This is a genomic window from Gorillibacterium sp. sgz306347 (assembly GCF_059735245.1).
In genome coordinates, this window is the sequence record NZ_JCAPET010000005.1 from 1 (window position 1) to 23,065 (window position 23,065).

Below are 23,065 nucleotides of genomic sequence, written 5' to 3' on the forward strand. Positions count from 1 at the left end.
CACGCCGAACGCTCCCAACGCACCGGCGGCCCCGGCCGTAACGGCTGATGATGCGGCGAATACAATCACCGGCGCGGACGCGACGATGGAGTATTCAACGGACGGCGGCGTAAATTGGACGGCCTACAATCCCGGCAATCCGCCGGTGTTCACGGGCACGCAGACGGTGCTGGTACGCATAGCGGCAGACAGCGCGACCTCCACGCCGGCAGGCGCGGCGACGACGCTGAACTTCACGCCGAACGCTCCCAACGCACCGGCGGCCCCGGCCGTAACGGCTGATGATGCAACAAATACGATCACGGGCGCGGACGCGACGATGGAGTATTCAACGGACGGCGGCGTAAATTGGACGGCCTACAATCCCGGCAACCCGCCGGTATTCACGGGCACGGTGACGGTGCTGGTACGCATAGCGGCAGACAGCGCGACCTCGAGGCCGGCAGGCGCGTCGGCGACGCTGACCTTCACGCCGAATTATACGCCGCCTGCGGGACCGGTAACGCCGGCTCCGGCAACGCCTGCGAATGATGATGTCATCGTGCTCGTCAATGGCAAGGAAGAACGCGCGGGCAAGGCGACGACGACGGAAGCGGGCGGCGTAAAGACGACGACGGTCGCGGTCGATCCGGCGAAGCTCCAGGCGAAGCTTGATGCGGAAGGCGAGCATGCCGTACTGACGATTCCGGTCACGGCCGGCTCCAATGTCATTGTCGGCGAGCTGGACGGCCAGATGGTGAAGAACATGGAAGGCAAGCAGGCGGTCATAGAAATCGTCACGGGCAAAGCAACGTACACGCTTCCCGCCCTGCAAATCAACATTGATGATGTATCCCGCCAACTGGGCAGCAGCGTAGAACTGGAGGGCATCAAGATTCGGATTGGCATTGCCGAACCTGCCGCAGCAACGGTAAAGGTTGTGGAAAACGCGGCCGACAAGAACAAGCTGACGCTTATGATCCCGGCCATTGATTTTACGGTGACGGGCGTGTACGGCGGCCGGACGATTGAAATATCGAAGTTCGACGCATATGTCAAGCGGACGATTCCGATTCCGGACGGGGTGGACCCGAACCGGATCACAACCGGCATCGTAGTAGAACCGGACGGAACGGTACGGCATGTGCCGACGAAAATCACCATCAGGAACGGCAAGTATTACGCGGAGATCAACAGCTTGACGAACAGCACGTACTCGGTCGTCTGGCACCCGCTGACTTTCACGGACGTGGTGGGCCACTGGTCGCAGGAAGCGGTGAATGACATGGGCTCGCGTCTGGTGGTGAGCGGCTTTGGAAACGGGGTGTACAAGCCCGGCCAAGCGATCACGCGCGGTGAATTTGCCAGCATTATCGTCCGCGGCCTTGGCTTGAAGCCGGAAAACACCAAAGCTCCGTTCCGCGACGTGCAGGTGACCGACTGGTACAATTCCGCCATTCAAACCGCTGCGGCTTACAACTTGATCAGCGGCTTCGAGGACGGCACGTTCCGGCCGGAGGAGGAAATCACGCGCGAGCAGGCGATGGTTATTCTGGCCAAAGCCATGAAGCTCAGCGGTCTGAAAGACAAGCTTGCCGAGGAGCAACCCGCCGCCTTGCTGAGCGGCTATGCGGACTCTGCTCTTATTGCCAACTGGGCGCGCGAGAGTGCGGCCGACAATTTGCAGGCCGGCATTATGACCGGGCGGAACGGCAAGGTGCTGGATCCGAAAGCTTCCGTCACCCGGGCCGAGGTTGCCGCTTTGGTGCGGAACCTGCTTATCAAATCAGGATTAATCTAAAGCGCCGGTTTAAGGCCCTCCCAAAAGCGGAGGGCCTTAAACATGGACTTAATTCCTTGACGAAAGAGAATAACCTTTGATACGCTTCCGTTCGAACCAAAGCGCTGCGTGTAATGAAAGCGATTTTTCAACAGGGGACAAGGAGATTGTCCAGTGGAAAAGTTGAGCGAAGGTCGAACAGCCGAGATATTCGAATACGGGGAAGGGAAGATTTTCAAGCAGTACAGAGAAGGCATTCCCATGGATGCGGTGCGGTATGAATATGAAGTGAATCAGATCGTTTCCGGACTGGAGATACCGGCTCCAAAAGCATACGAACTCATCGAATCGGTTCATCGGAAAGGGATTGTGTTTGAGCGCATCAGGGGCAACTCTGCTTCAGCAGAGCATTCAGCATCCCGAAGAGCTTGACCGTTTGATGAAGGAATTTGCGGAACTCCATTACCGCATTCATAAATATGAGCCGGAGGCAGAGCAAACCGGGAACTTCTTCGTGCTTCGGCAAAAGGAAGCGCTGGCCCGGAACATTCGGAACGCCCCGCTGCTAACGGAGGATGCGAAAACAAGGATTTTGGCATGCCTGGAAAACCTTCCGATTGGAAACCGGCTCTGCCACGGCCATTTTCACCCGGATAATGTTTTGGTTGGGAGCTGATCGACGGCATCTACTTGGACCATTATCTTGCCTGCTCCGGTCTGGAGCTTCGCGCCATCGAAGAATGGATGCTTCCGGTTGCGGCGGCCCGGCTGACGGAATGGCTTCCGGACGAGGAAAATGCCAAGCTCATCGCGTTTATAGAGGAACGGTTGAACGAACCCATCGGGTAACGGTGTGGCTTCCGGGACCGAAGGATGTCTTCGAAAAATGGTCTGCTTCCGAGCGAAATGGGATTCGGAACAACCGGATTCTATTATTTCATTCAAGCGAAAGCTTCCTAGGGTTTCGCTGACCGGCTGGTACCGCCTTCCCCAAAAAACAGAGAACCCCTGCTCAGCCGATGAACGGCCGGGACAGGGGTTCTCTTTGTTTTGCTTATCCGGCGTTTAGATCAATCCGGATTTTTGAAGCAGGTTGGTGATCATGGCGACCACTTCAGCGCGCGTTACGTTGGCTTGCGGAGCAAGCTGTCCGTTCGGACGGCCGTTGATGATGCCGGCTTGCAGCGTTTCCGCTACAGCGGCTTTAGCCCAGGCCGAGATGCGGGAATCGTCCGTAAAGGCTGCCGGCGCATCCGGGTTTTCCTGTCCGGCGTTCAGGCCGGTCAGCTGCATCGCCTTGGCGATGATCGTCATGGCTTGCTCCCGGGTGATGGTGTCCGACGGACGGAAGGTTCCGTCGCCGAAGCCGCTGATCAGGCCGTATTCCGATGCCGTGACGATGGCGCCGTTGTACCAGGCGTCTTTCGCGACATCCGAGAAGCCCGATGTGCCGGCTGCAGGCGCCAGGCCGAGACCGCGGATGACGACGGAGGCGAATTCGGCCCGGGTCATGGCACGGTTCGGTTCCAAGGCTCCGTTGCCCATACCGGCGATAACCATCCGGGACCCCATGTCGTTCACAGCGGTTTGTGCCCAGTGATTGGTCACATCCGTGAAGGCAACGGGATTCCAGACCACCGCATACGTGCTGTTGGTCAGGCTGTTAATGGTTGCGTAGTATTTGCCGTCCGCTTGCGTTACTTTTGTCGGCACGTGGCGTACCGTTCCGTCGGGATTGACCACGACGCCGGTCGTCAGGCGAGCCGGGTCGGTTCCTTCCGGAAGAGCGATGCCGCGTTCCACGTAGGTGTTAAAAGCGGATACTTCTACCGTCTTGCCGCTGAAGGTGCCGGTGACGGAGAAGTTCACCGGAGTGCCGATGAGCGACAACCCGTTTTGCGCGGCGGCTTGATCGACAATTTGAAGCATGCCGGCCGCCGGTTTGGCGATTTCCAGGTGAATCTTGATGTCCTGCAGGTCAACCGCCGTGCCAAGCTGGCGGGACAGCGCGTCGATGTTGATTTCCTCGGCGGGCAGCGTGTACAGCGCTTGCGCCGTTTGGAGCACCAGCGTCGCCTGTTTTTGCTCCAGGCTCTTGACCATGCGGCCGGTCAGCTCTCCGATGACGGTATCGGCAGTGGCCGTTGCCGGAATCGTGATGACCGGACGATTGCCTTCCGCGGCAAGCCGCTGCTCCAGCTTCGTTTCGTCCACTGCAATGGTCAGCGTCCGTTGGCCGTTCGTTTCCGTGACGGTGGCCGTTCCGGCGCTTTCTTCCTTGCCGTTTACGATGACAATTACGGATTCGGACGAGCCCGTTCCGCTTCCCGTTCCCGGGTTCGGGTTTGGCACCGGTCCCGGAATGTAAGGCGCTTGCGGGGTTACCGCCGCGGAAGCATCCGATGCGGCGCTGCTTCCCGAACTATTGATTGCCTTCACCGTGAAGGTATAGGTGGTTCCGTTCGTCAAGCCCGTCACCGTGATGGGGCTCCCCGTTCCGCTTGCTGTCAGTCCGCCCGGCACAGCCGTGACTTCGTAGCCCGTAATCGGGCTTCCGCCGTCATTTACCGGAGCGGTGAACGATACCGTTGCTTGGCCGCTGCCGGCAACAGCGGTAACATTCGTCGGCGCTCCCGGCGCCGTCACGGCAGGCGTGGTTTGGAACACGCGCAGCTGCGGATAGCCGCGGCCTTCGTCGATCGTCCACACCGTTTCGAAGTCCCAGCCGACATATGTTGCTTTTTGCATCATTTCGGCTGTCGTTTTGCCTTCGCCTTTTCCGGTGTCCGTTTGTCCGCTTGTGGTAGCGTCATAGTAGCCGCCGGAAAGCTCTTCATGGTTCTTACCTGTCAGCCCGCCGACATCGGTCGTGCCGGTAACCGGACCCGCGGAGTAGGAATTCTCGAGCTCGTAATTGTTCGTCCCCGTCAGTCCGCCAACCGTCTCCACGCCGGTGACACTGCCAAGCGCGTACGAAGAGAAGATGCGGCTGTCGTTGCGTCCGACCAGTCCGCCGACTACGGTTCCGCCGGTTACGGCTACATTCGTGTAAGAGAAGGAAATCGGGCCTTCGCTCATTCCGACCAGGCCGCCTGCAAACCAATCATTCGAGGTAAGCTGGCCGGTTGCACTGGCTGCCGTGATGATGCCGCCGTTGGTTCCGGCCAGAGCGCCGACATAGCTTTCGCCGGAAATGTTCACCTGCTCGAGGCGGATGTTTTTAATGGTGGCGCCTTCGAACACTCTGCCGAACAAACCGATGGTGTTTTCATCCGGACGATGAATCATAAGTCCGGTGATCGTATGGCCGCTGCCATCGAAGACCCCTGCAAAACGGAGTTCTTTTCCGATCGGCACCCAGCCTTTTCCGTCGTGGTAACCGGGTCCGCCCGGAGCCAGATAGGTCGTCAAGTCAATGTCGGCCGTCAGCTTGTAATGCGCCGTCAGATCATCGCGCACCTGATCCAGCTCGGCCGCCGAGGCGATCCGGTACGGAGAAGCCTCCGTGCCTTCGCCCGCCAGCGTCGAGGCCGGAGCGATCACGGCCGTCGCGCTGCTGACCGCTTCGCTGCCGGCTGCTTTGTCGTTCTTCGGAACGACTTTGACCCGAATCACTTTGCCGGCGTCTTCGGCTTTGATCAAGTACGTGTTAACCGTGGAAGCGGCTTGCACTTCCTGCTCATTGCTTTCGCCGTCCGCGTCGTAGGTGTAGAACGCATACGTCGTTCCGCTCTCGGCATCTCCGTCTGCATCCGCATAACCGGACGCTGCGGTCAGCGTTTGGCCAACCTTCGCCGTTCCCGTCAGGGTCGGATTCGCCGTCGGCGCCTGGTCTGCCGGAGCACTCATAAAGATGCGAAGCTGCGGATATGCAGCGCCTTCTTCAATCGTCCAATCGGAGACAAAATCCCAGTCTGCATACGTCGCCTGCTGTTTCATTTGCTCCGTTGTTTTGCCTTCGCCTTTGCCCGTATCGGACTTTGTGCTTACCGTCAGGTCGTAGTAGGAATCAATCACAAGGTTGCCGGGTCCATCCAAAGCGCCAACGAGTCCGCCCGTTACCAAAAAACCATGGATGGGACTCGCTGCATAGGAAGTCCGGATTGTTCCGCCCGCCAACAAACCAACTAAACCGCCCGCATACATTTGCCCCTCTACCGTCGCAGTCGAATAGGAGGAAGAAACGACTCCGGCGTTGAAGCCCGCAACGCCTGCGAGGGACCCGCCTCCTCTCACGATTCCGCTGACGGCTACATGGGAGATGGTTCCTTGGTTAAGGCCCACTATCCCGCCAACCTCTGTATTGCCCCAAACCGAAACGTCGGCAAGCCTGAGATTGCGAATATGAGAGCTTTCGGCTGTCATGCCGAACAGGCCGACATGCGGTTGATTGTAGCGATCGATCAGCAGACCGGAAATGGTATGGCCGTCTCCGTCAAAGGTGCCTTGGAAGGGAGTTGCCGCCGACCCGACCGGCACCCAGCCTTTTCCGTCGTTGTGGCCCGTTCCGCCCGGAGCCAGATAGGTCGTCAAGTCAATGTCGGCCGTCAGCTTGTAATGCGCCGTCAGATCATCGCGCACCTGATCCAGCTCGGCCGCCGAGGCGATCCGGTACGGAGAAGCCTCCGTGCCTTCGCCCGCCAGCGTCGAGGCCGGAGCGATCACGGCCGTCGCGCTGCTGACCGCTTCGCTGCCGGCTGCTTTGTCGTTCTTCGGAACGACTTTGACCCGAATCACTTTGCCGGCGTCTTCGGCTTTGATCAAGTACGTGTTGACTGCGGAAGCAGCCTGCACTTCCTGCTCATTACTTGCGCCGTCCGCGTCGTAGCGGTAGAACGCATACGTCGTGCCGCTCTCGGCATCTCCGTCTGCATCCCAATAACCGGACGCTGCGGTCAGCGTTTGGCCTACCTTCGCCGTTCCCGTCAGGGTCGGATTCGCCGTCGGCGCCTGGTCCGTCGGCGTACTCGGAGCAAAGATCCGCAGCTGCGGATACGTAACGTTTTCGTCAATGGTCCACATGGTGACAAAGTCGAAGTTCACAAACGTGGCCTGCTGCTTCATCTGTACCGTTGTTTTGCCTTCCCCTTTGCCCGTATCGGTTTGGCCGCTTACGGTGAGGTCGTAGTAGCCATACCATACAAAACCGCCAGAATTGCTGTTCAAATAGCCTACGAGGCCTCCAGCATCGGATGCCCCGGTGACAGTCCCGGCGGCATAGGAAATTTCCACAGAACCGCCCGCCAGATTGCCGACCAGACCGCCTACGAAGCTTGTTCCTTCCACGGCTGCAGTGGAGTAGGAGTAGAAGACCAGCTGGCTGCTGTAGCCGACAGCTCCACCGACAGACGCGAAGCCTGTGACGTTTCCGCTCACCGCTACATGAGTAATGTTGCCGGCATTATTGCCGACGGCTCCGCCGACATTGACGTCGCCTTTAACCGATACCTCGGCAAGGTTGACATTCACCACACTGGCACCGAGATGAATATGGCCAAACAGGCCGACATTGGATTCGCTGGCCCGGTCGATCCAAAGACCGGAAATGGTATGGCCGTCTCCGTCAAAGGTGCCCCGGAAGGGGCTCGACGTCGACCCGACCGGCGCCCAGCCTTTTCCGTCGTTATGGCCCGGTCCGCCGGGTGCCAGATAGGTCGTCAAATCAATATCCGCCATCAGCTTGTAATGCGCCGAAAGGTCATCGCGCACCTGATCCAGATCGGCTGCCGAGGTGATCAGGTACGGAGAAATATCCGTGCCTTCGCCCGCCAGCGTCGAGGCCGGAGCGATCACAGCCGTCGCGCTGCTGACCGCTTCGCTTCCGGTTGCTTTGCCGTTCTTCGGTACGACCTTGACGCGAATCACTTTGCCGGCATCTCCGGCCGTGATCAAGTAGGTGTTAACCGAGGAAGCGGCCTGCACTTCCTGCTCGTTGCTTGCGCCGTCCGCTTCGTAACGGTAGAACGCATACGTCGTGCCGCTTTCGGCATCTCCGTCCGCATCCGAATAACCGGATGCTGCGGTCAGCGTTTGGCCGACCTTCGCCGTTCCCGTCAGGGTCGGATTCGCCGTCGGTCCGTTGTCCGTCGGAGCGTTCGTAAAGACCCGCAGCTGCGGGTAATCGATGCTTTCTTCAATCGACCAGACCGTCGTGAAATCCCAACCGACATAGGTAGCTTGTGCACGCAGCTCATTGGGCATCTTGCTTTCGCCGCGGTCGTTGTCCGTCAGGCCGGTATTATCATAATTGTAATAGGATGAAATAACAGCCGCTTCGTCGGAGAGCTTGGCTCCGACCAAGCCGCCCATATGCTCCGCACTTGGAGAGCCGACGGTTTCCGTGGAATAGGAATTCAATACGGTGCTGGTGCCGGATATGGCGCCGACCAAGCCGCCGACATAGTACCCGCCGAAAATGTACACGTTTGTGTAGGAATTCGAGATCTTGCCGTTGTCCGTCAGGCTCCCGGCCAGACCGCCGACGAACGTAGACAAACTGTTGACGCTGCCGACTACGTAACTGTTGGCGATTTCCCCGCGGCTGATGCCGACCAGGCCGCCGATATAGTTTTCCATGTCGCCGCTTTGAACAGATGCGTCCAACAGGCCGACATTGCGGATGACGGCGCCGGCATCCAGGCTGCCGAACAGGCCCAGGCTGTTCTCTCCCGGCCGGTCGATTCTTAAATCGGAAATGGTATGTCCGTTGCCGTCAAAGACGCCCCGAAAGCGGGAGTCTTCATCTCCGATCGGGTCCCAGCCTTTGCTATCGTTGTAGCCGGGTCCGCCGGGTCCGACATAATCGATCAGATCGATGTCATTGCCAAGCTTGTAATGCGCGGACAATTCGTAACGGACCGCGTCCAGCTCCGCAGGAGTCGTCACCAGATACGGGTCCTCCGCCGTTCCGCTGCCTACATTGAACAGCGACGGACCGGCCGCTGCTTTCGGAACGTTCATGCCAAAGGACACGTTCACCAGCATGACGAGCGTGAGCAAAGCGACCAACGTTTTTCTCATCATCTCTTTCTCTCTCCTTGTTGTGATAAAAATTATGTTATGAGAGAAATTATAACGTTGGAATCTCACAAATTTTTGACAAAATGCTCCCCGATATTGCCCTTCCCCAAAAAAGTTCCCGCTTAGTCCAGCTCCGGATGCCTTGCTTCCATAACCTCAACGAGGGTGCGGATATGCTCGCGGTCGCCTCTGTGGCGGCAGTTTTCCAACAGCAAAACGCCGAGCTTTTCCATGGTCCGGTCGATGGAGGCGTCCAAGCCGGCACTCCAGGCATAGCCCCGGCCTCCGAACAGCGGCTGCCGGTAGCCGAGATAAAGGGCCAGCGCCCGCTGAAAATGCTGGTCTATTCGCGAAGGGATGCCTGCAAGCCAGTGCAGCTCCTCCAAATCCGAAATGCGCTCGGGCGCCGACAGACGATACGCGGTGCTGGTGCGCTCGACCTCCATAGGGACCGCGAGCTGCAGCAGGACCTGCTTCACCCGATAAACCGCCGTGTAAAGATTGGCAATGCCTCTTTCTTCCGTTTGCTCCGGCCACAAAAGCTCGATTAGCGTCCATTTGCTCAGCTGCTGTCCCTTGTACGTCCATAAATAAGCGAACAGCTCCTCCGCTTTTTTGGTCGGCCATTTTACCGGTCGGCCCAGCCGGTCCAGCACCTCGAATGTGCCAAAGCAGCGGATGACGGGAGCAAAGGCGTCCTGCGTACGAGGGAGCAGCTTGCCCAGCCGGTGCAGAATGCGTTCCAGATCCTCGTTGCGGACCGGCTTGAGAATATAATCGATCGCCTCTACGCGAAAAGCGTCCAGGGCATATTGATCATGCGCGGTCATGAAAATAATTTTTACGTCCGGCTTGACCGCAAGCAGCTGCGCGGCAAGGGCAAGACCGCTTATACGCGGAAGCTGAATGTCCAGAAACACCACATCCGGGCGCAGCTCGCCAAAGGCGGCCAACGCTTCCTCCGGGATATCGAAGCAGCCGCAAACCGTAAAGGCCGGATAGGCAGCCAGTTTGTTCTTCATGTAGGCCAATATCTTTTTCTCGTCTTCGACGAGCATCGTTCGGTAGGTCATGATGTCTCCTCCCATGGCGGGTCAATGAGCGGTGTCAGGGAGCATAGAGTGCCGCGTCGTCCGAAAGCGGAGCAAAGCCCGAAAGCCGCTCCGCGCAAAGAAGCGGCCCGTTTGCGATCAAACGGGACTCCGGTCGAACCGGAATGTTTCATTATTATAGCAGAGAATATGGCAGAGATCGCCGGCCGCGGGCGATAGAAAGATCATTCCGCCCGGATTAGTTTCTTGATATTGTTTCTACTTAATAATCGCGCTAAACTAGAGGGAGAGCATAAATTCCGACAAGATGGGCAAATAAGGTCTGGCCTTGGCTTGCTGTGGCGCGTACGCAGGAGCGCCTGTATCCTTCCTGCAAAACGTAGGGGAGAAGGACGGTAAACATGAGCAACCGACAAACGAAAACCGACGTGATTTTGATCGGCGCCGGCATCATGAGCGCGACGCTCGGGGCGCTGCTGAAGGAGCTGTCGCCGGACTGGAGCATCACGGTGTTCGAGAGGCGCGCCAGGGCGGGGGAGGAAAGCTCGAACGAGTGGAACAACGCGGGAACGGGGCATTCGTCCCTGTGCGAGCTGAATTACACCGTTCAGAAACCGGACGGCTCCGTCGATATCAGCAAGGCGGTGCAAGTGAACGAAGAGTATCAGGTATCCAGACAGTTTTGGGCTCACCTGGTCGACCGCAAGCTGATCCGCGACCCCCGGGATTTTATCGTGCCCGTGCCTCATATGAGCTTTGTGCAGGGAGAGGCGGACGCGGCCTTTTTAAAAAAACGATTTGAAGCGCTTTCAAGGCATCCTCTTTTTCAGGGGATGGAATATTCCGACGACCCGGACCGGCTGGCGGAATGGATTCCGCTGATGATGAAGGGCCGGGCGGTGACCCAGCCGGTCGCGGCGACGCGGATCGAGTCGGGCACGGACGTCAATTTTGGCGCGCTGACCCGTCTTCTGTTTGATCATCTGAAAAGCAAAACGGTCGATATTCAGTACAACCGCCAGGTAAAGGACATCAAGCGGACCCGCGACGGCTTGTGGGAAGTGAAGGTACAGAACGCGGAAAGCGGGGCGGTCGAACGCCATGCGGCCCCGTTCGTCTTTATCGGAGGAGGCGGCGGAAGTCTGCATTTGCTGCAAAAATCCGGGATTCCGGAAGGAAAAGGCATCGGCGGGTTTCCGGTAAGCGGGCTGTTTCTGGTGTGCAAGAACCCGGAGGTTGCCGGGCGGCATTACGCCAAGGTATACGGCAAAGCGGCGCTGGGCGCTCCGCCTATGTCGGTCCCGCACCTGGACACCCGGTACATCGACAAGCAGGAGTCGCTCTTCTTCGGTCCGTTTGCCGGCTTTTCGCCGAAGTTTTTAAAATTCGGTTCGATGTTCGACCTGATCACGTCCGTCAAACCGCACAACCTGACGACCATGCTGGCGGCCGGCGTCAAGAACATGGCCCTGACCAAGTACCTCATCCAGCAGTTGATGCTGTCGAAGGAGCAGCGGCTGGACGCATTGCGGGAGTTTGTCCCGACGGCGAAAAGCGAGGATTGGGAGCTGGCGGTAGCGGGCCAGCGGGTGCAAATTATTAAAGACACGGCCGACGGAAAAGGAATCCTCCGCTTCGGCACGGAAGTGATCAGCGCCGCGGACGGGTCGATCGCCGCTTTGCTCGGCGCCTCGCCGGGCGCTTCGACCGCCGTTTCCGTCATGCTGGAGGTCATCCAAAAATGCTTCCCGCAGCATCTGAAGGCGTGGGAACCGAAGCTTAGGGAAATGATACCTTCCTACGGCGTCCCGTTATCGGAAAACCCGGAGCTTGTTCATTCCATTCAAGCGTCTACCGCGCGGTCGCTCGGCTTAACGAGCCGGAACGGGGAGCGGGAGCCGAAGACACCGGTCATTATTCTGTAATTTAGTTCTGCAAACCAAATCAAGGGGCTGAACCCATGAACGAGGAGATCACCCGATTTATCGAGGCGCTCGGCGAAGCGTGGCAGCGGGAAATCAGCGCGGAGCTGCGGGATGCTGTGCACGCCGCCATTCCGGATGTGTCGGAGCGCATGCAGTACAATAAGCCTCATTTTTTGAAAAACGGGAAGTACGCGGCAGTGATCTCGCCATCCAAAGCGGCCGTCGGCTTAACCATTTTCCATACAGCGGCGCTTTCGCTTCCGGCCGAATTTGAAGGCCCTCCCGAACGAAAAACGGTGAAATTCAAGCAGGGCCAAAGCCCCGACAAAAGCTTGCTGACCTCGCTGATTGCCCAGGCTTCCGCGACGCTGTAAAAAACAAACGCCCCTCCGTCCGCAGGACCGGACCCGGAGGGGCGCTTGCGTTTGTTTGGAGAGAGACGGCCGCCAGGCAAAGAGGCGGCCCGTCACGCGGTTCAGCCGGCTTTTTTCGTGACCGGAATCCAAACTTCCATTTCATAATGGTTGTTTCCCCGGTCGTAGGTCATTTCGAACTCGGGGCCTTCCGCGTGCTCGTAGCTGCAGGTCGGAAACCATTCGGTGAAAATGCGTTTCCACAGTTCCTGAATCCCGCTCTGCCCGTCGGGGTACAGCCCCGTCGAGAAGATGGCGTAGGTTTGAGCGGGAAACGCAAGCTGCTCGAAGCCTTCGGGGGGGCCGGATACCGGCATAAGATACCCGATCAGATAAGAGAACGGATTTTGGTCGTTGTGATACAAGACCGCGTGAATCTGCCCGTTTTCGCCCAGTCCGGCGGCCTTGCGGATTCGGTCGACCGTCCCGTCTTCAATGCATTTGGTCCAGAAGGCCGGGATTTCCGTGAACGGCTTTTCATCGGCCGCATTGATTTGCGTCGAGACGCCGAACATGGAGAAGGCCGGTTTTTCTTCCATCCGGTAATTCATTTCCGCAGCTCCTTTAATCGAAATATGAAAGGTCATCCGCGGATAGGCTTTCAGAGACACGCCCTTGTCGCGCGCAGCCATGGGCATGACGCCGTGCATTTTTTTGAACGCTCTGGAAAACGCCTCGGGCGACTCATAGCCGTACTTGAATGCGGCATCGATCACCTTCACGCCCCTGTTTTGGAGCTCGAAGGCCGCCAGCGTCAGCCTCCTGCGTCGGATATACTCGGACAGCGGAACATCGGTGATAAACGAGAACATGCGCTGAAAATGATAGGTGGAGCAGCAGGCGATCCGCGCCGCCTCGTCGTAGTCGACCGTTTCCGTTAAGTGGGCTTCGATGTAATCCATTGCGCTGCTCATGCGAACAAGCCAATCCATGCAGACCCTCCTTTCAAGCTTGATTATAGGAGACGCGGGAGCGGTAAGCCTTGCATACTTTGCACGAAACGGTCATGCCCCGGCCGGGATCATTTGTTTTTGCCGGACAAGTAGCGCGCCCGGTATTCGTTCTCCAGCATGCTCATCAGGATAACATCGTGGTACGTATGGTTATAGAACAGCGTCTCGCGCCGCACGCCTTCCCGGACAAAGCCGACGGCTTCATACACATGCGCCGCGCGTTCGTTGTAGGAATAAACCTCCAGCTCAACGCGGTGCAGGTTCAAAATCCCGAAGCCGTAGTCCAGCATCAAGAGCAGCGCTTCCCGGCCGTAGCCTTTTCCCTGATGAGTCTCTTCGGTGATGGCAATCCGCAAATTGGCCGTGCGGTTGTTGCGGTCCATGTCCTGAATGGCGATGTCGCCGATGACCTCGTCATTTTCCGTCAGGGCGATCAGCAGCAGCACCGCGCTGTCGTCCCCGGCTTTGCGTTCGATGTACCGGCTGATCTGCTCTTTGGTCAGATGCCTTTGCGTTCCCGTCAGCCAGCGGGTTTCCGCATCGTAGAACATATGATAATATTGCTCCGCGTCTTCCGCGTTAAGCGGGCGCAGATAGACGCGCTCCCCTGTCAATAGCCCCGAATGCCGGATCATGTTTTTGGTCAACCCCTGTTCCTGATAGTAGCTTGTATGGAGATGTGACGATCCCCGGCAAAAGGCTGTCCCGCAGCGTCCATTGCCAACCTCCATGATACAAAACCCTCGACCGGTTGTAAAAAAAATCCTCCGCCAGCCTGCTCCAGAGAATGAATAAGAAACTCGCAAAAAAGACCGGCAGCGATCCGCCCGCAATTGCCAAAGGCCTTCCCGGGCGCAATTGCCAAAAGGCCTTCCCGGGCGCAATTGCCAAAAGGCCCTCCCGGGCGCGATTGCCAAAAGGCCCTCCTGGGCGCGATTGCAAAGGCCCTCCCGGGCGGGATGGCCTTTTGAAGCGCCCTCGGCTTCTAGGGCCGTTGAGCTGTACCCGCAGGCCGGGGGCTGCCGGCTCCTGCAGATCGAGACCATCACGCAAATCACCGGACACACGCCCAAAGACCCGGCGGGCTGGCATGTATGCTTGCGGGTCATCGAATTCCTGCTGGACGGACAGCCGGAGGGCTCGCGCAAAGCGGAATGGGCGGAATAGAACAAGCAATACGAGCAGCTTTTGGATAAGCTTCGCTGACCTTTGCGGCTTGCAGGAAAAGGGCCTGTTTAACGGCTATGCGGAGCTGTCCCGGAGGGGACAAAAAACCGGCCCGGACAAGGTGCGATGCCTTGTCCGGCCCGGCGGGTTTGCTTGTTTAAAAACATGGTGGCACGGTCGTTGCCTCCGGTTCAGCTTGGGGGCCCGGCCGGCGTTCCCGGTTCAGCCTGTTTTTTTGCGCCGGGCGGCCTGTTCCCGCGGGCATCAGCCGAGGGCCGCTTCTCCCTGCTTCAGCCGAACGCTGCGCATCATAAAGCCGCTTGGCGGCCCGGCCGGCATCTTGGATAAGCTCAAGTCGAGGTCCTGTTCCGGTACCTCGTAGACCAGTTCCTTCGTGAGCGTATGCAGAGACACCCTCATCAAGTCGATCGTCAGCCATTCTCCGGCGCAGCGGTGGCCCGTGGCATGATCGCCGCCCCCTTGCGGGATCAAATCAAACGGGCTTCCGCTCCAAGTCCGAAACCGTTCGGGGCGAAACTCCTCCGGATCGTCCCAGAGAGCGGGACTGTGCGTGGTACCGTACACATCCAGCAGCACCATGGTGCCTTCCTCGAACAGCTGTCCTTTCCATTCGAAATCCTTGCGCACCGAGGCGCCCAGGAAAGGCGTGAACGGATAAAACCGGCGTACCTCCTGAACGAACCACTGGGCAAACTTTTCATCGTTCTCGTTCTCCAGCCTGGCGCGGTACTGCGGGTGATCATGCAGCGCCATGGCCGAAAAGACGACATACCGGGCAATCGCAACGATCGGCCGGACCACATTGATCAGCTCGATCGCCGCCATCCGTGCGTCGAGCGGTTCCCCCTCTAGATCGCGGTGCCAGGCCATCACGTGGGCCGCTGTATTTTTTTCCGCCTGAAGCTTCCCCGAGCGGATATCGCGGATCAGGCCTTCGGCCCAATCTTCCTGGCGTTTGCGAGCTTTGCGGCCTTCCCGATGCCGGGGACCCACCGCTCCAAACGCCTCGACCATCGCGCCGAAATCTTCCGCCCGCTGCCGGGCTTCCTCTTCCCGGAGCGGAATGCCCGACCAGCGGCAGGCCGCCCGGCAGAAAATCTCCTGCGCTTCTTCGAACAGGACGATATCGCCGTCTTCCGGCCAGCTGCGGGCCGCACGGCGCCACTCTTCTTGGGTAAGGTCGCGCAGAACCTTTAACCGGGGCGGCGTCATCAGAGACAGGAACGCCGCTTTTCGATGGTGATGCGCTATTCCATCCAGCGTCTGCACCGCATTTTCGCCAAACAGCGATTTCTGGATTCGCTTTGGGATCGCCCCTCCGCGCTGAAACTTCTCGTTGTCGTAAAACAGCTCGGCGGCCTCCTTGCCGCTGATGCAGATGGCCGGCTTGCCAAGCAGCCGGGTGCGGAACATCTCCGATTCATGCTCCCGGCACCGTTTTTGTATAAAGGCATACCCGTCGGCGAGAAGGGCAATGCTGCTGTCCAGCGCTTTTTCCCTCGGCGCTTCGTGCTTGTCCGCCATTTGTTTCTTCCTCCTTGGTTTGAAAAGTGGGAGGGCCTGGTTTTGTTTCTATGTACTCGTCCCCAGGAAAGGCTCCATCCTACCTATTACCTCAAGGAGGGGCGTTTTAACCTTGCATTTTGTGAACGCACAGGCGGCAGCCCAGGCATCAACTGGCCTGCGGTTTCAGGTTGCCGGGAAAGCCGGCTTTGGATGTTCTTGTACGCCATAGGCAAAAGACCGCACGTGTAACTCAATGTAGCGGAAAAGCTTCTGCTGCGCCTCGTCTTCGGCTCGCGGACTCGCAGGCACGCGGCACACAGGCGGACAGATGGATAGGCTGGCAAGCGGGTAGGCACGCGGTTCGCATGAACGGGGCCTGCGGGCTTACAGGGACGGCAGGCACGCAGCTCTCAGACGTGCAGGTTCGCAGGCAAGCGGCTTGCTGCACGCAGGCAAGGCAGGCACGTGACTCGCGGACGTTGCAGGCTGGCAGGCAGGCGGTACGCAGGCCCCGGCAGCACCCAGGCGCGTAGGCAAGCACTTTGCTGCACGTGGGCAAGGCGGCACGCGGTTCGCAGGCCCCGGCAGCACCCAGGCGCGTAGGCAAGCACGCGGTTCGCATGAACGGGTCCTGCGGGCTAGGCAGATGTGCCAGGGCTCCCTTCCGATTTTAACGGTTGCCACAGCGCTTATTGGGGCCAAAAAAGCCCTTTTGAAATTCTAACGGTTGCCACAGGGCTTATTTGGGGGAAAACGGGACGGAATAAGGTGAAAAAGCATAAATAAGCTCGCTGGCAACCGTTAGATTTCCGAAACCCTCATTTTTGGGCAAATAAGCTCACTGGCAACCGTTAGAATTTCCGACTCCCCTTGGTTCGGCGATTAATCGTCGCGGCGGCTGGTAAAGGTGTCGTTCTGCCGCTTTGAAGCCGTCTGCATTATTCAACTGTATTAGCACCGGATGCTGGATGTTTTGCGAATCGAACGGGAAAGCGGCGAAAGTGGGTAGGTTGTTTGCGAGCTGTTTTTTTCGACAGGTTCCTTTACTTCCCGGTAACAAAACGGGTGCAAAACGCGGGCACAAAACCCGGGCACAAAACCCGGGCAAAAGCCGGTGTGCAAAACATGGGCATAAAACCCAGGCAAAACCCGGTGTGCAAAACGCGGGCACAAAACCCAGGCAAAAGCCGGTGTGCAAAAAAACGGGCACAAAACCCAGGCAAAACCCGGTGCGCAAAACGCGGGCACAAAACGCGGGCACAAAACCCAGGCAAAAAAACAGTGCGCAAAACCCGGTGCACAATACACAATACCCGAGGCGGCACAATACCCGTGCCTAAAACGGTGCCAAAGACCGGGCACAAAACCCGTGCCTAAAACGGGGTACAAAACCAGGCACAAAAGGCGAGCTCAAACCCGGTGCAAAAAAACAGCCTCCCGCGCTCGCTGTGAGCGGAGGGAGGCTGTTTTGCAGGGAGCCGGCCTGCCGGGGCGGCAGAGCGGAGCCCTGATGGTTAATTGCGGATCAGGTAATCGAAGGCGCCAAGCGCGGCGGTCGCGCCGGAGCCCATCGAAATGATGATTTGCTTGTACGCGCTGTTCGTGCAGTCGCCTGCGGCGAAGACGCCGGGCATGCTTGTCGCGCCGTGGCGGTCGACGACAATTTCGCCGAAGCGGGTCTTCTCCAGCGTATCGCCAAGCCATTCGGTGTTGGGCACCAAACCGATTTGGACAAACACGCCTTGCAGCTCGATGTGCTGCTCGACTCCCGTATCGCGTTCCACGTAAGTGATCCCGTTTACCTTGTCGGTGCCGGTGATCTCTTTCGTTTGCACATTTTTCAGGACCGTGACGTTCGGCAGGCTGTACAACCGCTGCTGCAGAACGGAGTCGGCTTTGAGCTCGGGCATGAATTCCAGCACGGTGACATGTTTGACGATACCGGCCAGGTCGATCGCGGCTTCGATGCCGGAGTTGCCGCCGCCGATAACGGCCACATGCTTGCCTGCGAACAGCGGACCGTCGCAGTGCGGGCAATAGGCCACGCCTTTGTTCTTGAATTCCAGCTCGCCGGGAGCGCCGGTGTTGCGCCAGCGCGCGCCGGTGGAGAGGATCACGGCTTTGCTCTTCAGAACGGCGCCGTTTTCCAGCTCGACCTCGACGAGGTCTTTTTTCTCCACTCTTTTGACCCGCTGCGCCTTCATGATATCCACGTCATACTCTTTGACGTGCTCTTCCAGGCTCGCGGCCAGCTTGGGGCCTTCGGTGTATTTCGTACCGATGAAGTTCTCGATGCCGAGGGTATCCAGAACCTGGCCGCCGAAACGCTCGGCCACGATGCCCGTGCGGATGCCTTTGCGGGCCGCATAGATCGCGGCGCTGGAGCCGGCGGGTCCGCCGCCGACGACAAGCACGTCAAACGGCTCCTTGTCGGCGAATTCGGAAGCGTCCGCGGTGCTGCCGAGCTTCGCGAGGATTTCCTCCAGCGACGTGCGGCCGCTGTGGAAAAACTCTCCGCCCAGGAAGACCGTCGGAACGGCCATGATGTTCTTGCTTTCGACTTCGCTCTTGAAGGCGGCTCCGTCGATCATCGTATGGGTGATCCCCGGATTGAGGATGCTCATCAGGTTCAGGGCCTGCACCACATCGGGGCAGTTGTGACAGGTCAGGCTGATGTACGTTTCAAAATGATACTCGCCTTTGATCGCCTTGATCTGGTCGATAACGCTTTGCTCCACCTTCGGAGCCCGGCCGCTCGTTTGCAGGAGCGCCAGCACGAGCGAAGTAAATTCGTGGCCGAGCGGGATGCCGGCAAAAACAACGCCGGTGTCCTCGCCCGGACGGTTTACGCTGAAGCTTGGCGTCCGTTCGAGCTGAGCTTTCTCGACCGAGATACGGGGCGACATGCCGGCGATTTCATCCACCAGCGCCAGCATGTCTTGCGAGACGGAGTCGGAGCCCGCGCTCACTTTGAGGTGCACATCGCCTTCCATCAACTGAAGGTATTGGGCTAACTGTGCTTTGATATCCGCTTCAAGTGCCATAAGAAAACTCCTTATTAGATCTTTCCTACGAGGTCAAGACTCGGCTTGAGGGTCTCGCCGCCTTCTTGCCATTTGGCCGGGCATACTTCGCCCGGGTTGTTGCGCACGTATTGGGCTGCTTTGATTTTGTTAACCAGCTGGCTTGCGTCGCGGCCGATGCCGCCGGCGGTGATTTCGATCGCCTGAACAACGCCGTCCGGATCAATGATGAACGTGCCGCGGTCGGCTACGCCGTCTTCTTCGATCAGAACGTCGAAGTTGCGGGAGATCACATGGGACGGATCGCCGATCATGATGTACTCGATTTTGCCGATGGCAGGCGAATGATCGTGCCATGCTTTATGTGTAAAGTGGGTGTCGGTGGAAACGGAGTAAACTTCCACGCCCAAGGATTTCAGGGTTGCGTATTCGTTTTGCAGGTCTTCCAGCTCGGTCGGGCAGACAAAGGTGAAGTCGGCCGGGTAGAAGCAGACTACGCTCCATTTTCCTTTGAAGTCGGCTTCGGTTACATCAATGAACTTGCCGTTGTGGTATGCGGATGCTTTGAACGGGAGCACTTCTTTGCCGATAAGAGACATATTGTATCTTCCTCCTTGGGTTTGGGTAATTAAATTAACTGAATACAATTTAATAATAATTATAAATTACACGAAGTCAAGGAAGTTCATCAAATCTTCATTTTCCTGCTTTAGTCTGCCCTATATGTAGATCAGATATGAAACGGCCTTCCCAAAAAGCTTTTCCGCGCAAGCCCGATGTCCGGAGCAAGGGGCCTGCCAGCCTTTGTGAATCTCCGTACAAATTCATTATACTGGAAACAAAAAAGAAATTCCAATCACGAAATGAGTATTGTTTTTGGCTCGCTTCAGAAAAAAGTATGGAATATAGCCTCCGCAGAATGACGCCCTTTTCTCCGCAGAATGACGCCCTTTTATAGTATAATTCGTTGCAGAACCTTATAGGAGGAAGACAGCATGCAGAACCATAACGAAAAGCTGGCCGTACATCCAATCGCGGAATGCCCGGCGGTCAAAATCCACGGACGGACGGCGGGAGGGCGGTCTCCTTTGCCGTTGTTCTGGACGGGCAGCGGGATCGAGCTGAATGCGAGCGGCACCGAGCTTTGGGTTGAAGTAGAGGCGGATTATACGGTGTACGAGCCGTGGATCAGCATCGCGGTGAACGAAGCGCCGGTCGCACGGCAGATGATTACGGCCGGCCGGCATTGGGTTTGTGTTTTTCGGGGCATGAACGCGGCCACCGTAAAGAACGTCCGCATCACGCGCGACGTGCAGGCGATGAGCGCTGACCCCGCATGCTTGCTGGTGATCCATGCGGTGAAATATGACGGAGAGCTTCATCCGGTGGAAGACAAGCCTTATAAAATTGAATTTATCGGAGACAGCATTACGTCGGGGGAAGGAGCCATCGGGGCCAAGGGGGAGGAAGATTGGATTCCGATGTGGTTCAGCGCCCTGAACAACTATACCGCGATCACGGCGCAGGCCCTGAACGCGGAGCACCGCGTCCTTTCCCAAAGCGGCTGGGGCGTGCTGACGAGCTGGGACAACAACCCGAACGCCAGCCTCCCGCAGTATTACGAAAAGGTATGCGGCTTGCTGACCGGCGTCAGGAACGAGGAACTGGGCGCGCTGGAGCCAAACGATTTTTCCGGGTGGCAGCCGGATGCCGTGGTGGTAAACCTGGGCACGAATGACGGGGGAGCGTTCTACAACCCGGCCTGGACGGATGAAACGACGGGGAAAACGTACAAGCAGCGGCTGAACGAAGACGGTACCTTCCATGAAGAAGACCTGCTGGCGTTCGAGACGGCGGCCGTTCAATTTCTGGAGAAGCTGCGCCGCTGCAACCCGGACGCGCAAATTGTCTGGGCGTACGGCATGCTGGGCATTCCGATGATGCCGGCGATCCACCGGGCGGCGGATGCATACCGGAGCAAGTCGGGCGACCGGAAGGTAACGGTGTTCCAGCTGCCGAACATGACCGAGGACACGGTCGGCTCCCGCTTTCATCCCGGCCTCGCGGCGCACGAGAAAGCCGCTGCCGAGCTGGCGGGGTATTTGAAGGAGCTTTTGGGGCGGAGCTGAGCCGCCGCGCACGGAATGAGGAAAGGCGTCCGCTATCCATTGACGGATAACGGGCGCCTTTTTCTATCGGCAGAGGAATAACGATCCCGTCCGTCAACCGGTCGGCAGGCTCGCCCCCGGGCAAAAGACATTGCGGATTTACAAAAGAAGAACGGCAGGCTACAATGGTTTACGTCATGTAAATCATTTACCAATCGTAAATAGCTGGAGGCTGCCATGAATCCGCGTTCTTCGAAACCGCCCGCATCGTTGTGGATTTTGATGCTCAATTTGTTTATCGCCCTGCTCGGGCAAGGAATGGTCATTCCGATACTGCCGGATTACCTGCGGCAGTTTGACGCGGCGGGCACGGCCGCCGGTTACCTGGTGGCTGCCTTCGGGGCCGCCCAATTCTTGTTTTCGCCCATCGGAGGGCGCCTCTCGGACCAATACGGCCGCAAAAAAATGATTCTGGCCGGGTTGTTTTTCACCGTCATTTCGGACTACCTTTTTGCCGTATCCCATCATCTGCCCTTGCTCTATGGGGCGCGCTTTATCGGCGGAATCGGACTCGGCATCATGGTGCCCTCCGTCCTCGCCTATGTAGCGGATGTCACGACGCGGGAGACAAGAGCCAAGGGAATGGGCTATCTGAGCGCTTCGATGAACCTCGGGATGGTGCTCGGCCCCGGCATCGGCGGGATTATCGCGCAGTACGGCATCCGGCTGCCGTATCTGTATGCAGCGGGTCTGGGCTTGCTGGCGACCGTTTTCACGCTGCTTCTTCCGGAAACGCGTGTCCCCGGCAGGCGCACCCGGCCGGGCGGAGAGGGCGGGGGAACAGCCCCGCGCGAATCGCTGCTGGGGCAGCTGGCGCAGTCCTTCCGCGCTTCGTATTTTCGCTACCTGGTGCTGATTCTGGTGATGACCTTCGGCCTCGTAAATTACGAGACGGTGTATTCCCTTTTTGTAGAGCAAAAGTATGGCTTCACGTCCCGGCAAATCGCCGTGCTCATTACGCTCGGGGCGGTCATCGGCATCGTGATCCAGGTCTGGCTGATCGAGCGGGCCATCCGCTGGCTGGGCGAATACCGGCTGATTCGGCTGTCCCTGGTGCTGACGGCGGCCGCTCTTTTTCTGATGCTGATCCCGGTGAATTTCGGCTACCTGCTCGCGGTCTCCGCGCTGTTCTTCGCGTTCAATTCCTTTCTCCGGCCGACGGTGAACACCTTGCTGGCAAACGAGGCGGGCGACGCGCAGGGCTTTGTGTCGGGGCTTAATAACACGTACGGCAGCATGGGCAACATCTTTGGCCCGATTCTGGCCGGAACGCTGTTTGACAAGCACATTCATTTGCCCTATATTGTGGGTGCTTTTATATTGCTCGGCACGATCGGGCTGACGCGAAAGCCGGCCAAAACGCAGGAGAAACGGATGATGACGCATGAATGAAACCTGGCATCAGCAGGTCAGGCACAAAAACCGGGACGAGATCACCGCGGCGGGCAAAACGCTTTTTTTGGAGCGCCATTTTCCGTCCGTAAACGTCAAAGAGGTGTGCGGACTGGCGGGAATCAGCCGGGTCACGTTTTACAAGCATTTCGCCTCCATGGATGAGCTGGTGTTCGAGGTGCAGATGGATATTTTGCAGGGGATGACGCGGTTTATTCTGGAGCAGGCGGACCGGGAGGAGAGCGGCCGGGGGAAAATGGAGGCGGTGCTCCGGGGATGGGTGGAGTACGCCCGGTCGCGGGGCCCCGAGCTGAAGTTCATCACGTTATTCGACTTGACGTATGAAGCCTACGGCGTCAACGAGGAGCTGCGGCAGCGGTACGAGCGGTTTGTCCGGGACGACCGGCAGCGGGGCTTTTTGCAGCCGCTTCTGCGGCAGGGAATCCGCGACGGCTCGCTTCGGTCGGATCTGGACCCGGCGGAAACGGGCTATCTGATCTTTCATACGATGATGGGCGTTCTGCAGCGGATGAGCGCGTCCGGCATTCCGGTGGACGACCGCCCAAGCGCGGCGGATGGAATCGCCGAATCCGTGGTGCGCATGCTGCTTCGGACGATCACGGCTTCCTGAACGGGAAGCCAAAAACGGGAGACCCGCGCGGGGTC

The 23,065-nt window shown here is 58.3% G+C and carries 17 protein-coding genes; 10 read left to right on the top strand and 7 right to left on the bottom strand.

Annotated elements, in window-relative coordinates; all coding sequences use genetic code 11:
• From AC6I6H_RS04350 to AC6I6H_RS04365, 4 genes are all read left to right on the top strand, one after another.
• Positions 1-1,780, top strand: a 1,780-nt coding sequence (locus AC6I6H_RS04350) for an S-layer homology domain-containing protein (RefSeq protein ID WP_497951876.1), incomplete at its 5' end; no start/stop codon positions are given.
• 153 nt (positions 1,781-1,933) lie between these two features.
• A complete protein-coding gene (locus tag AC6I6H_RS04355; protein ID WP_497951878.1) occupies positions 1,934-2,191 on the top strand; it encodes a hypothetical protein in 258 nt (85 codons plus the stop codon).
• Between the two features lie 7 nt (positions 2,192-2,198).
• On the top strand, positions 2,199-2,435 hold the full coding sequence (locus tag AC6I6H_RS04360) for a phosphotransferase (RefSeq protein WP_497951880.1): 237 nt from the start codon (positions 2,199-2,201) through the stop codon (positions 2,433-2,435).
• A 14-nt stretch (positions 2,436-2,449) separates the two neighbouring features.
• Positions 2,450-2,608, top strand: a complete 159-nt coding sequence (locus tag AC6I6H_RS04365; protein WP_497951884.1) for a hypothetical protein — start codon at positions 2,450-2,452, stop codon at positions 2,606-2,608.
• A gap of 216 nt (positions 2,609-2,824) precedes the next feature.
• Here AC6I6H_RS04365 and AC6I6H_RS04370 read toward each other — a convergent pair whose 3' ends face one another.
• Positions 2,825-8,782, bottom strand: coding sequence for an S-layer homology domain-containing protein (locus AC6I6H_RS04370; protein ID WP_497951888.1), 5,958 nt, complete (start codon positions 8,780-8,782; stop codon positions 2,825-2,827).
• Positions 8,783-8,901: 119 nt separating this feature from the next.
• Positions 8,902-9,852, bottom strand: coding sequence for a response regulator (locus tag AC6I6H_RS04375; protein WP_497951893.1), 951 nt, complete (start codon positions 9,850-9,852; stop codon positions 8,902-8,904).
• 380 nt (positions 9,853-10,232) lie between these two features.
• Here AC6I6H_RS04375 and AC6I6H_RS04380 point away from each other — a divergent pair, with 380 nt between their 5' ends.
• Together AC6I6H_RS04380 and AC6I6H_RS04385 are read left to right on the top strand one after the other, a co-directional pair.
• A complete protein-coding gene (locus AC6I6H_RS04380; protein ID WP_497951896.1) occupies positions 10,233-11,756 on the top strand; it encodes a malate:quinone oxidoreductase in 1,524 nt (507 codons plus the stop codon).
• A gap of 35 nt (positions 11,757-11,791) precedes the next feature.
• Positions 11,792-12,130 (top strand): DUF1801 domain-containing protein, encoded by a 339-nt coding sequence (locus tag AC6I6H_RS04385; protein WP_497951901.1) that lies wholly within the window; start codon positions 11,792-11,794, stop codon positions 12,128-12,130.
• A 101-nt stretch (positions 12,131-12,231) separates the two neighbouring features.
• On the opposite strand, the gene AC6I6H_RS04390 is transcribed toward AC6I6H_RS04385, so the two are convergent.
• Together AC6I6H_RS04390 and AC6I6H_RS04395 are read right to left on the bottom strand one after the other, a co-directional pair.
• Positions 12,232-13,101: an AraC family transcriptional regulator gene (locus AC6I6H_RS04390; protein WP_497951905.1), complete on the bottom strand. Its 870-nt coding sequence runs from the start codon at positions 13,099-13,101 to the stop codon at positions 12,232-12,234.
• An 89-nt stretch (positions 13,102-13,190) separates the two neighbouring features.
• Positions 13,191-13,757, bottom strand: coding sequence for a GNAT family N-acetyltransferase (locus AC6I6H_RS04395; protein WP_497951907.1), 567 nt, complete (start codon positions 13,755-13,757; stop codon positions 13,191-13,193).
• A 301-nt stretch (positions 13,758-14,058) separates the two neighbouring features.
• On the opposite strand from AC6I6H_RS04395, the gene AC6I6H_RS04400 reads away from it, so the two are divergent.
• Positions 14,059-14,289 carry an SRPBCC family protein gene (locus tag AC6I6H_RS04400; RefSeq protein ID WP_497951909.1) on the top strand — a complete coding sequence of 77 codons (231 nt, stop codon included), beginning with the start codon at positions 14,059-14,061 and terminating at the stop codon, positions 14,287-14,289.
• 264 nt (positions 14,290-14,553) lie between these two features.
• Here the strand turns inward: AC6I6H_RS04400 and cypC are convergent, their stop codons facing one another.
• From cypC to ahpC, 3 genes are all read right to left on the bottom strand, one after another.
• Positions 14,554-15,834, bottom strand: coding sequence for a CYP152 family fatty-acid peroxygenase CypC (gene cypC, locus AC6I6H_RS04405; protein WP_497951914.1), 1,281 nt, complete (start codon positions 15,832-15,834; stop codon positions 14,554-14,556).
• A gap of 1,496 nt (positions 15,835-17,330) precedes the next feature.
• Positions 17,331-18,860, bottom strand: coding sequence for an alkyl hydroperoxide reductase subunit F (ahpF, locus tag AC6I6H_RS04410; RefSeq protein ID WP_497951919.1), 1,530 nt, complete (start codon positions 18,858-18,860; stop codon positions 17,331-17,333).
• 14 nt (positions 18,861-18,874) lie between these two features.
• Positions 18,875-19,438, bottom strand: a complete 564-nt coding sequence (ahpC, locus tag AC6I6H_RS04415; protein ID WP_497951923.1) for an alkyl hydroperoxide reductase subunit C — start codon at positions 19,436-19,438, stop codon at positions 18,875-18,877.
• Positions 19,439-19,834: 396 nt separating this feature from the next.
• Here ahpC and AC6I6H_RS04420 point away from each other — a divergent pair, with 396 nt between their 5' ends.
• From AC6I6H_RS04420 to AC6I6H_RS04430, 3 genes are all read left to right on the top strand, one after another.
• Entirely contained in the window at positions 19,835-20,968 is a 1,134-nt protein-coding gene (locus tag AC6I6H_RS04420; protein ID WP_497951925.1) for an SGNH/GDSL hydrolase family protein, read from the top strand.
• A gap of 216 nt (positions 20,969-21,184) precedes the next feature.
• Positions 21,185-22,399 (top strand): MFS transporter, encoded by a 1,215-nt coding sequence (locus AC6I6H_RS04425; RefSeq protein WP_497951928.1) that lies wholly within the window; start codon positions 21,185-21,187, stop codon positions 22,397-22,399.
• Positions 22,392-23,030, top strand: coding sequence for a TetR/AcrR family transcriptional regulator (locus tag AC6I6H_RS04430; protein WP_497951930.1), 639 nt, complete (start codon positions 22,392-22,394; stop codon positions 23,028-23,030). The genes AC6I6H_RS04425 and AC6I6H_RS04430 overlap by 8 nt, the downstream gene beginning before the upstream one ends.
• Positions 23,031-23,065 lie beyond the last annotated feature (35 nt).

Excerpts from the sequence above, each read along its gene's own strand:
- AC6I6H_RS04360 (WP_497951880.1), top strand. The coding sequence starts at position 2,199 with ATGAAGGAATTTGCGGAACTCCATTACCGCATTCATAAATATGAGCCG.
- AC6I6H_RS04370 (WP_497951888.1), bottom strand. The coding sequence starts at position 8,782 with ATGATGAGAAAAACGTTGGTCGCTTTGCTCACGCTCGTCATGCTGGTG.
- AC6I6H_RS04375 (WP_497951893.1), bottom strand. The coding sequence starts at position 9,852 with ATGACCTACCGAACGATGCTCGTCGAAGACGAGAAAAAGATATTGGCC.
- AC6I6H_RS04380 (WP_497951896.1), top strand. The coding sequence starts at position 10,233 with ATGAGCAACCGACAAACGAAAACCGACGTGATTTTGATCGGCGCCGGC.
- AC6I6H_RS04385 (WP_497951901.1), top strand. The coding sequence starts at position 11,792 with ATGAACGAGGAGATCACCCGATTTATCGAGGCGCTCGGCGAAGCGTGG.
- AC6I6H_RS04390 (WP_497951905.1), bottom strand. The coding sequence starts at position 13,101 with ATGGATTGGCTTGTTCGCATGAGCAGCGCAATGGATTACATCGAAGCC.
- AC6I6H_RS04395 (WP_497951907.1), bottom strand. The coding sequence starts at position 13,757 with ATGATCCGGCATTCGGGGCTATTGACAGGGGAGCGCGTCTATCTGCGC.
- cypC (WP_497951914.1), bottom strand. The coding sequence starts at position 15,834 with ATGGCGGACAAGCACGAAGCGCCGAGGGAAAAAGCGCTGGACAGCAGC.
- ahpF (WP_497951919.1), bottom strand. The coding sequence starts at position 18,860 with ATGGCACTTGAAGCGGATATCAAAGCACAGTTAGCCCAATACCTTCAG.
- ahpC (WP_497951923.1), bottom strand. The coding sequence starts at position 19,438 with ATGTCTCTTATCGGCAAAGAAGTGCTCCCGTTCAAAGCATCCGCATAC.
- AC6I6H_RS04420 (WP_497951925.1), top strand. The coding sequence starts at position 19,835 with ATGCAGAACCATAACGAAAAGCTGGCCGTACATCCAATCGCGGAATGC.
- AC6I6H_RS04425 (WP_497951928.1), top strand. The coding sequence starts at position 21,185 with ATGAATCCGCGTTCTTCGAAACCGCCCGCATCGTTGTGGATTTTGATG.
- AC6I6H_RS04430 (WP_497951930.1), top strand. The coding sequence starts at position 22,392 with ATGAATGAAACCTGGCATCAGCAGGTCAGGCACAAAAACCGGGACGAG.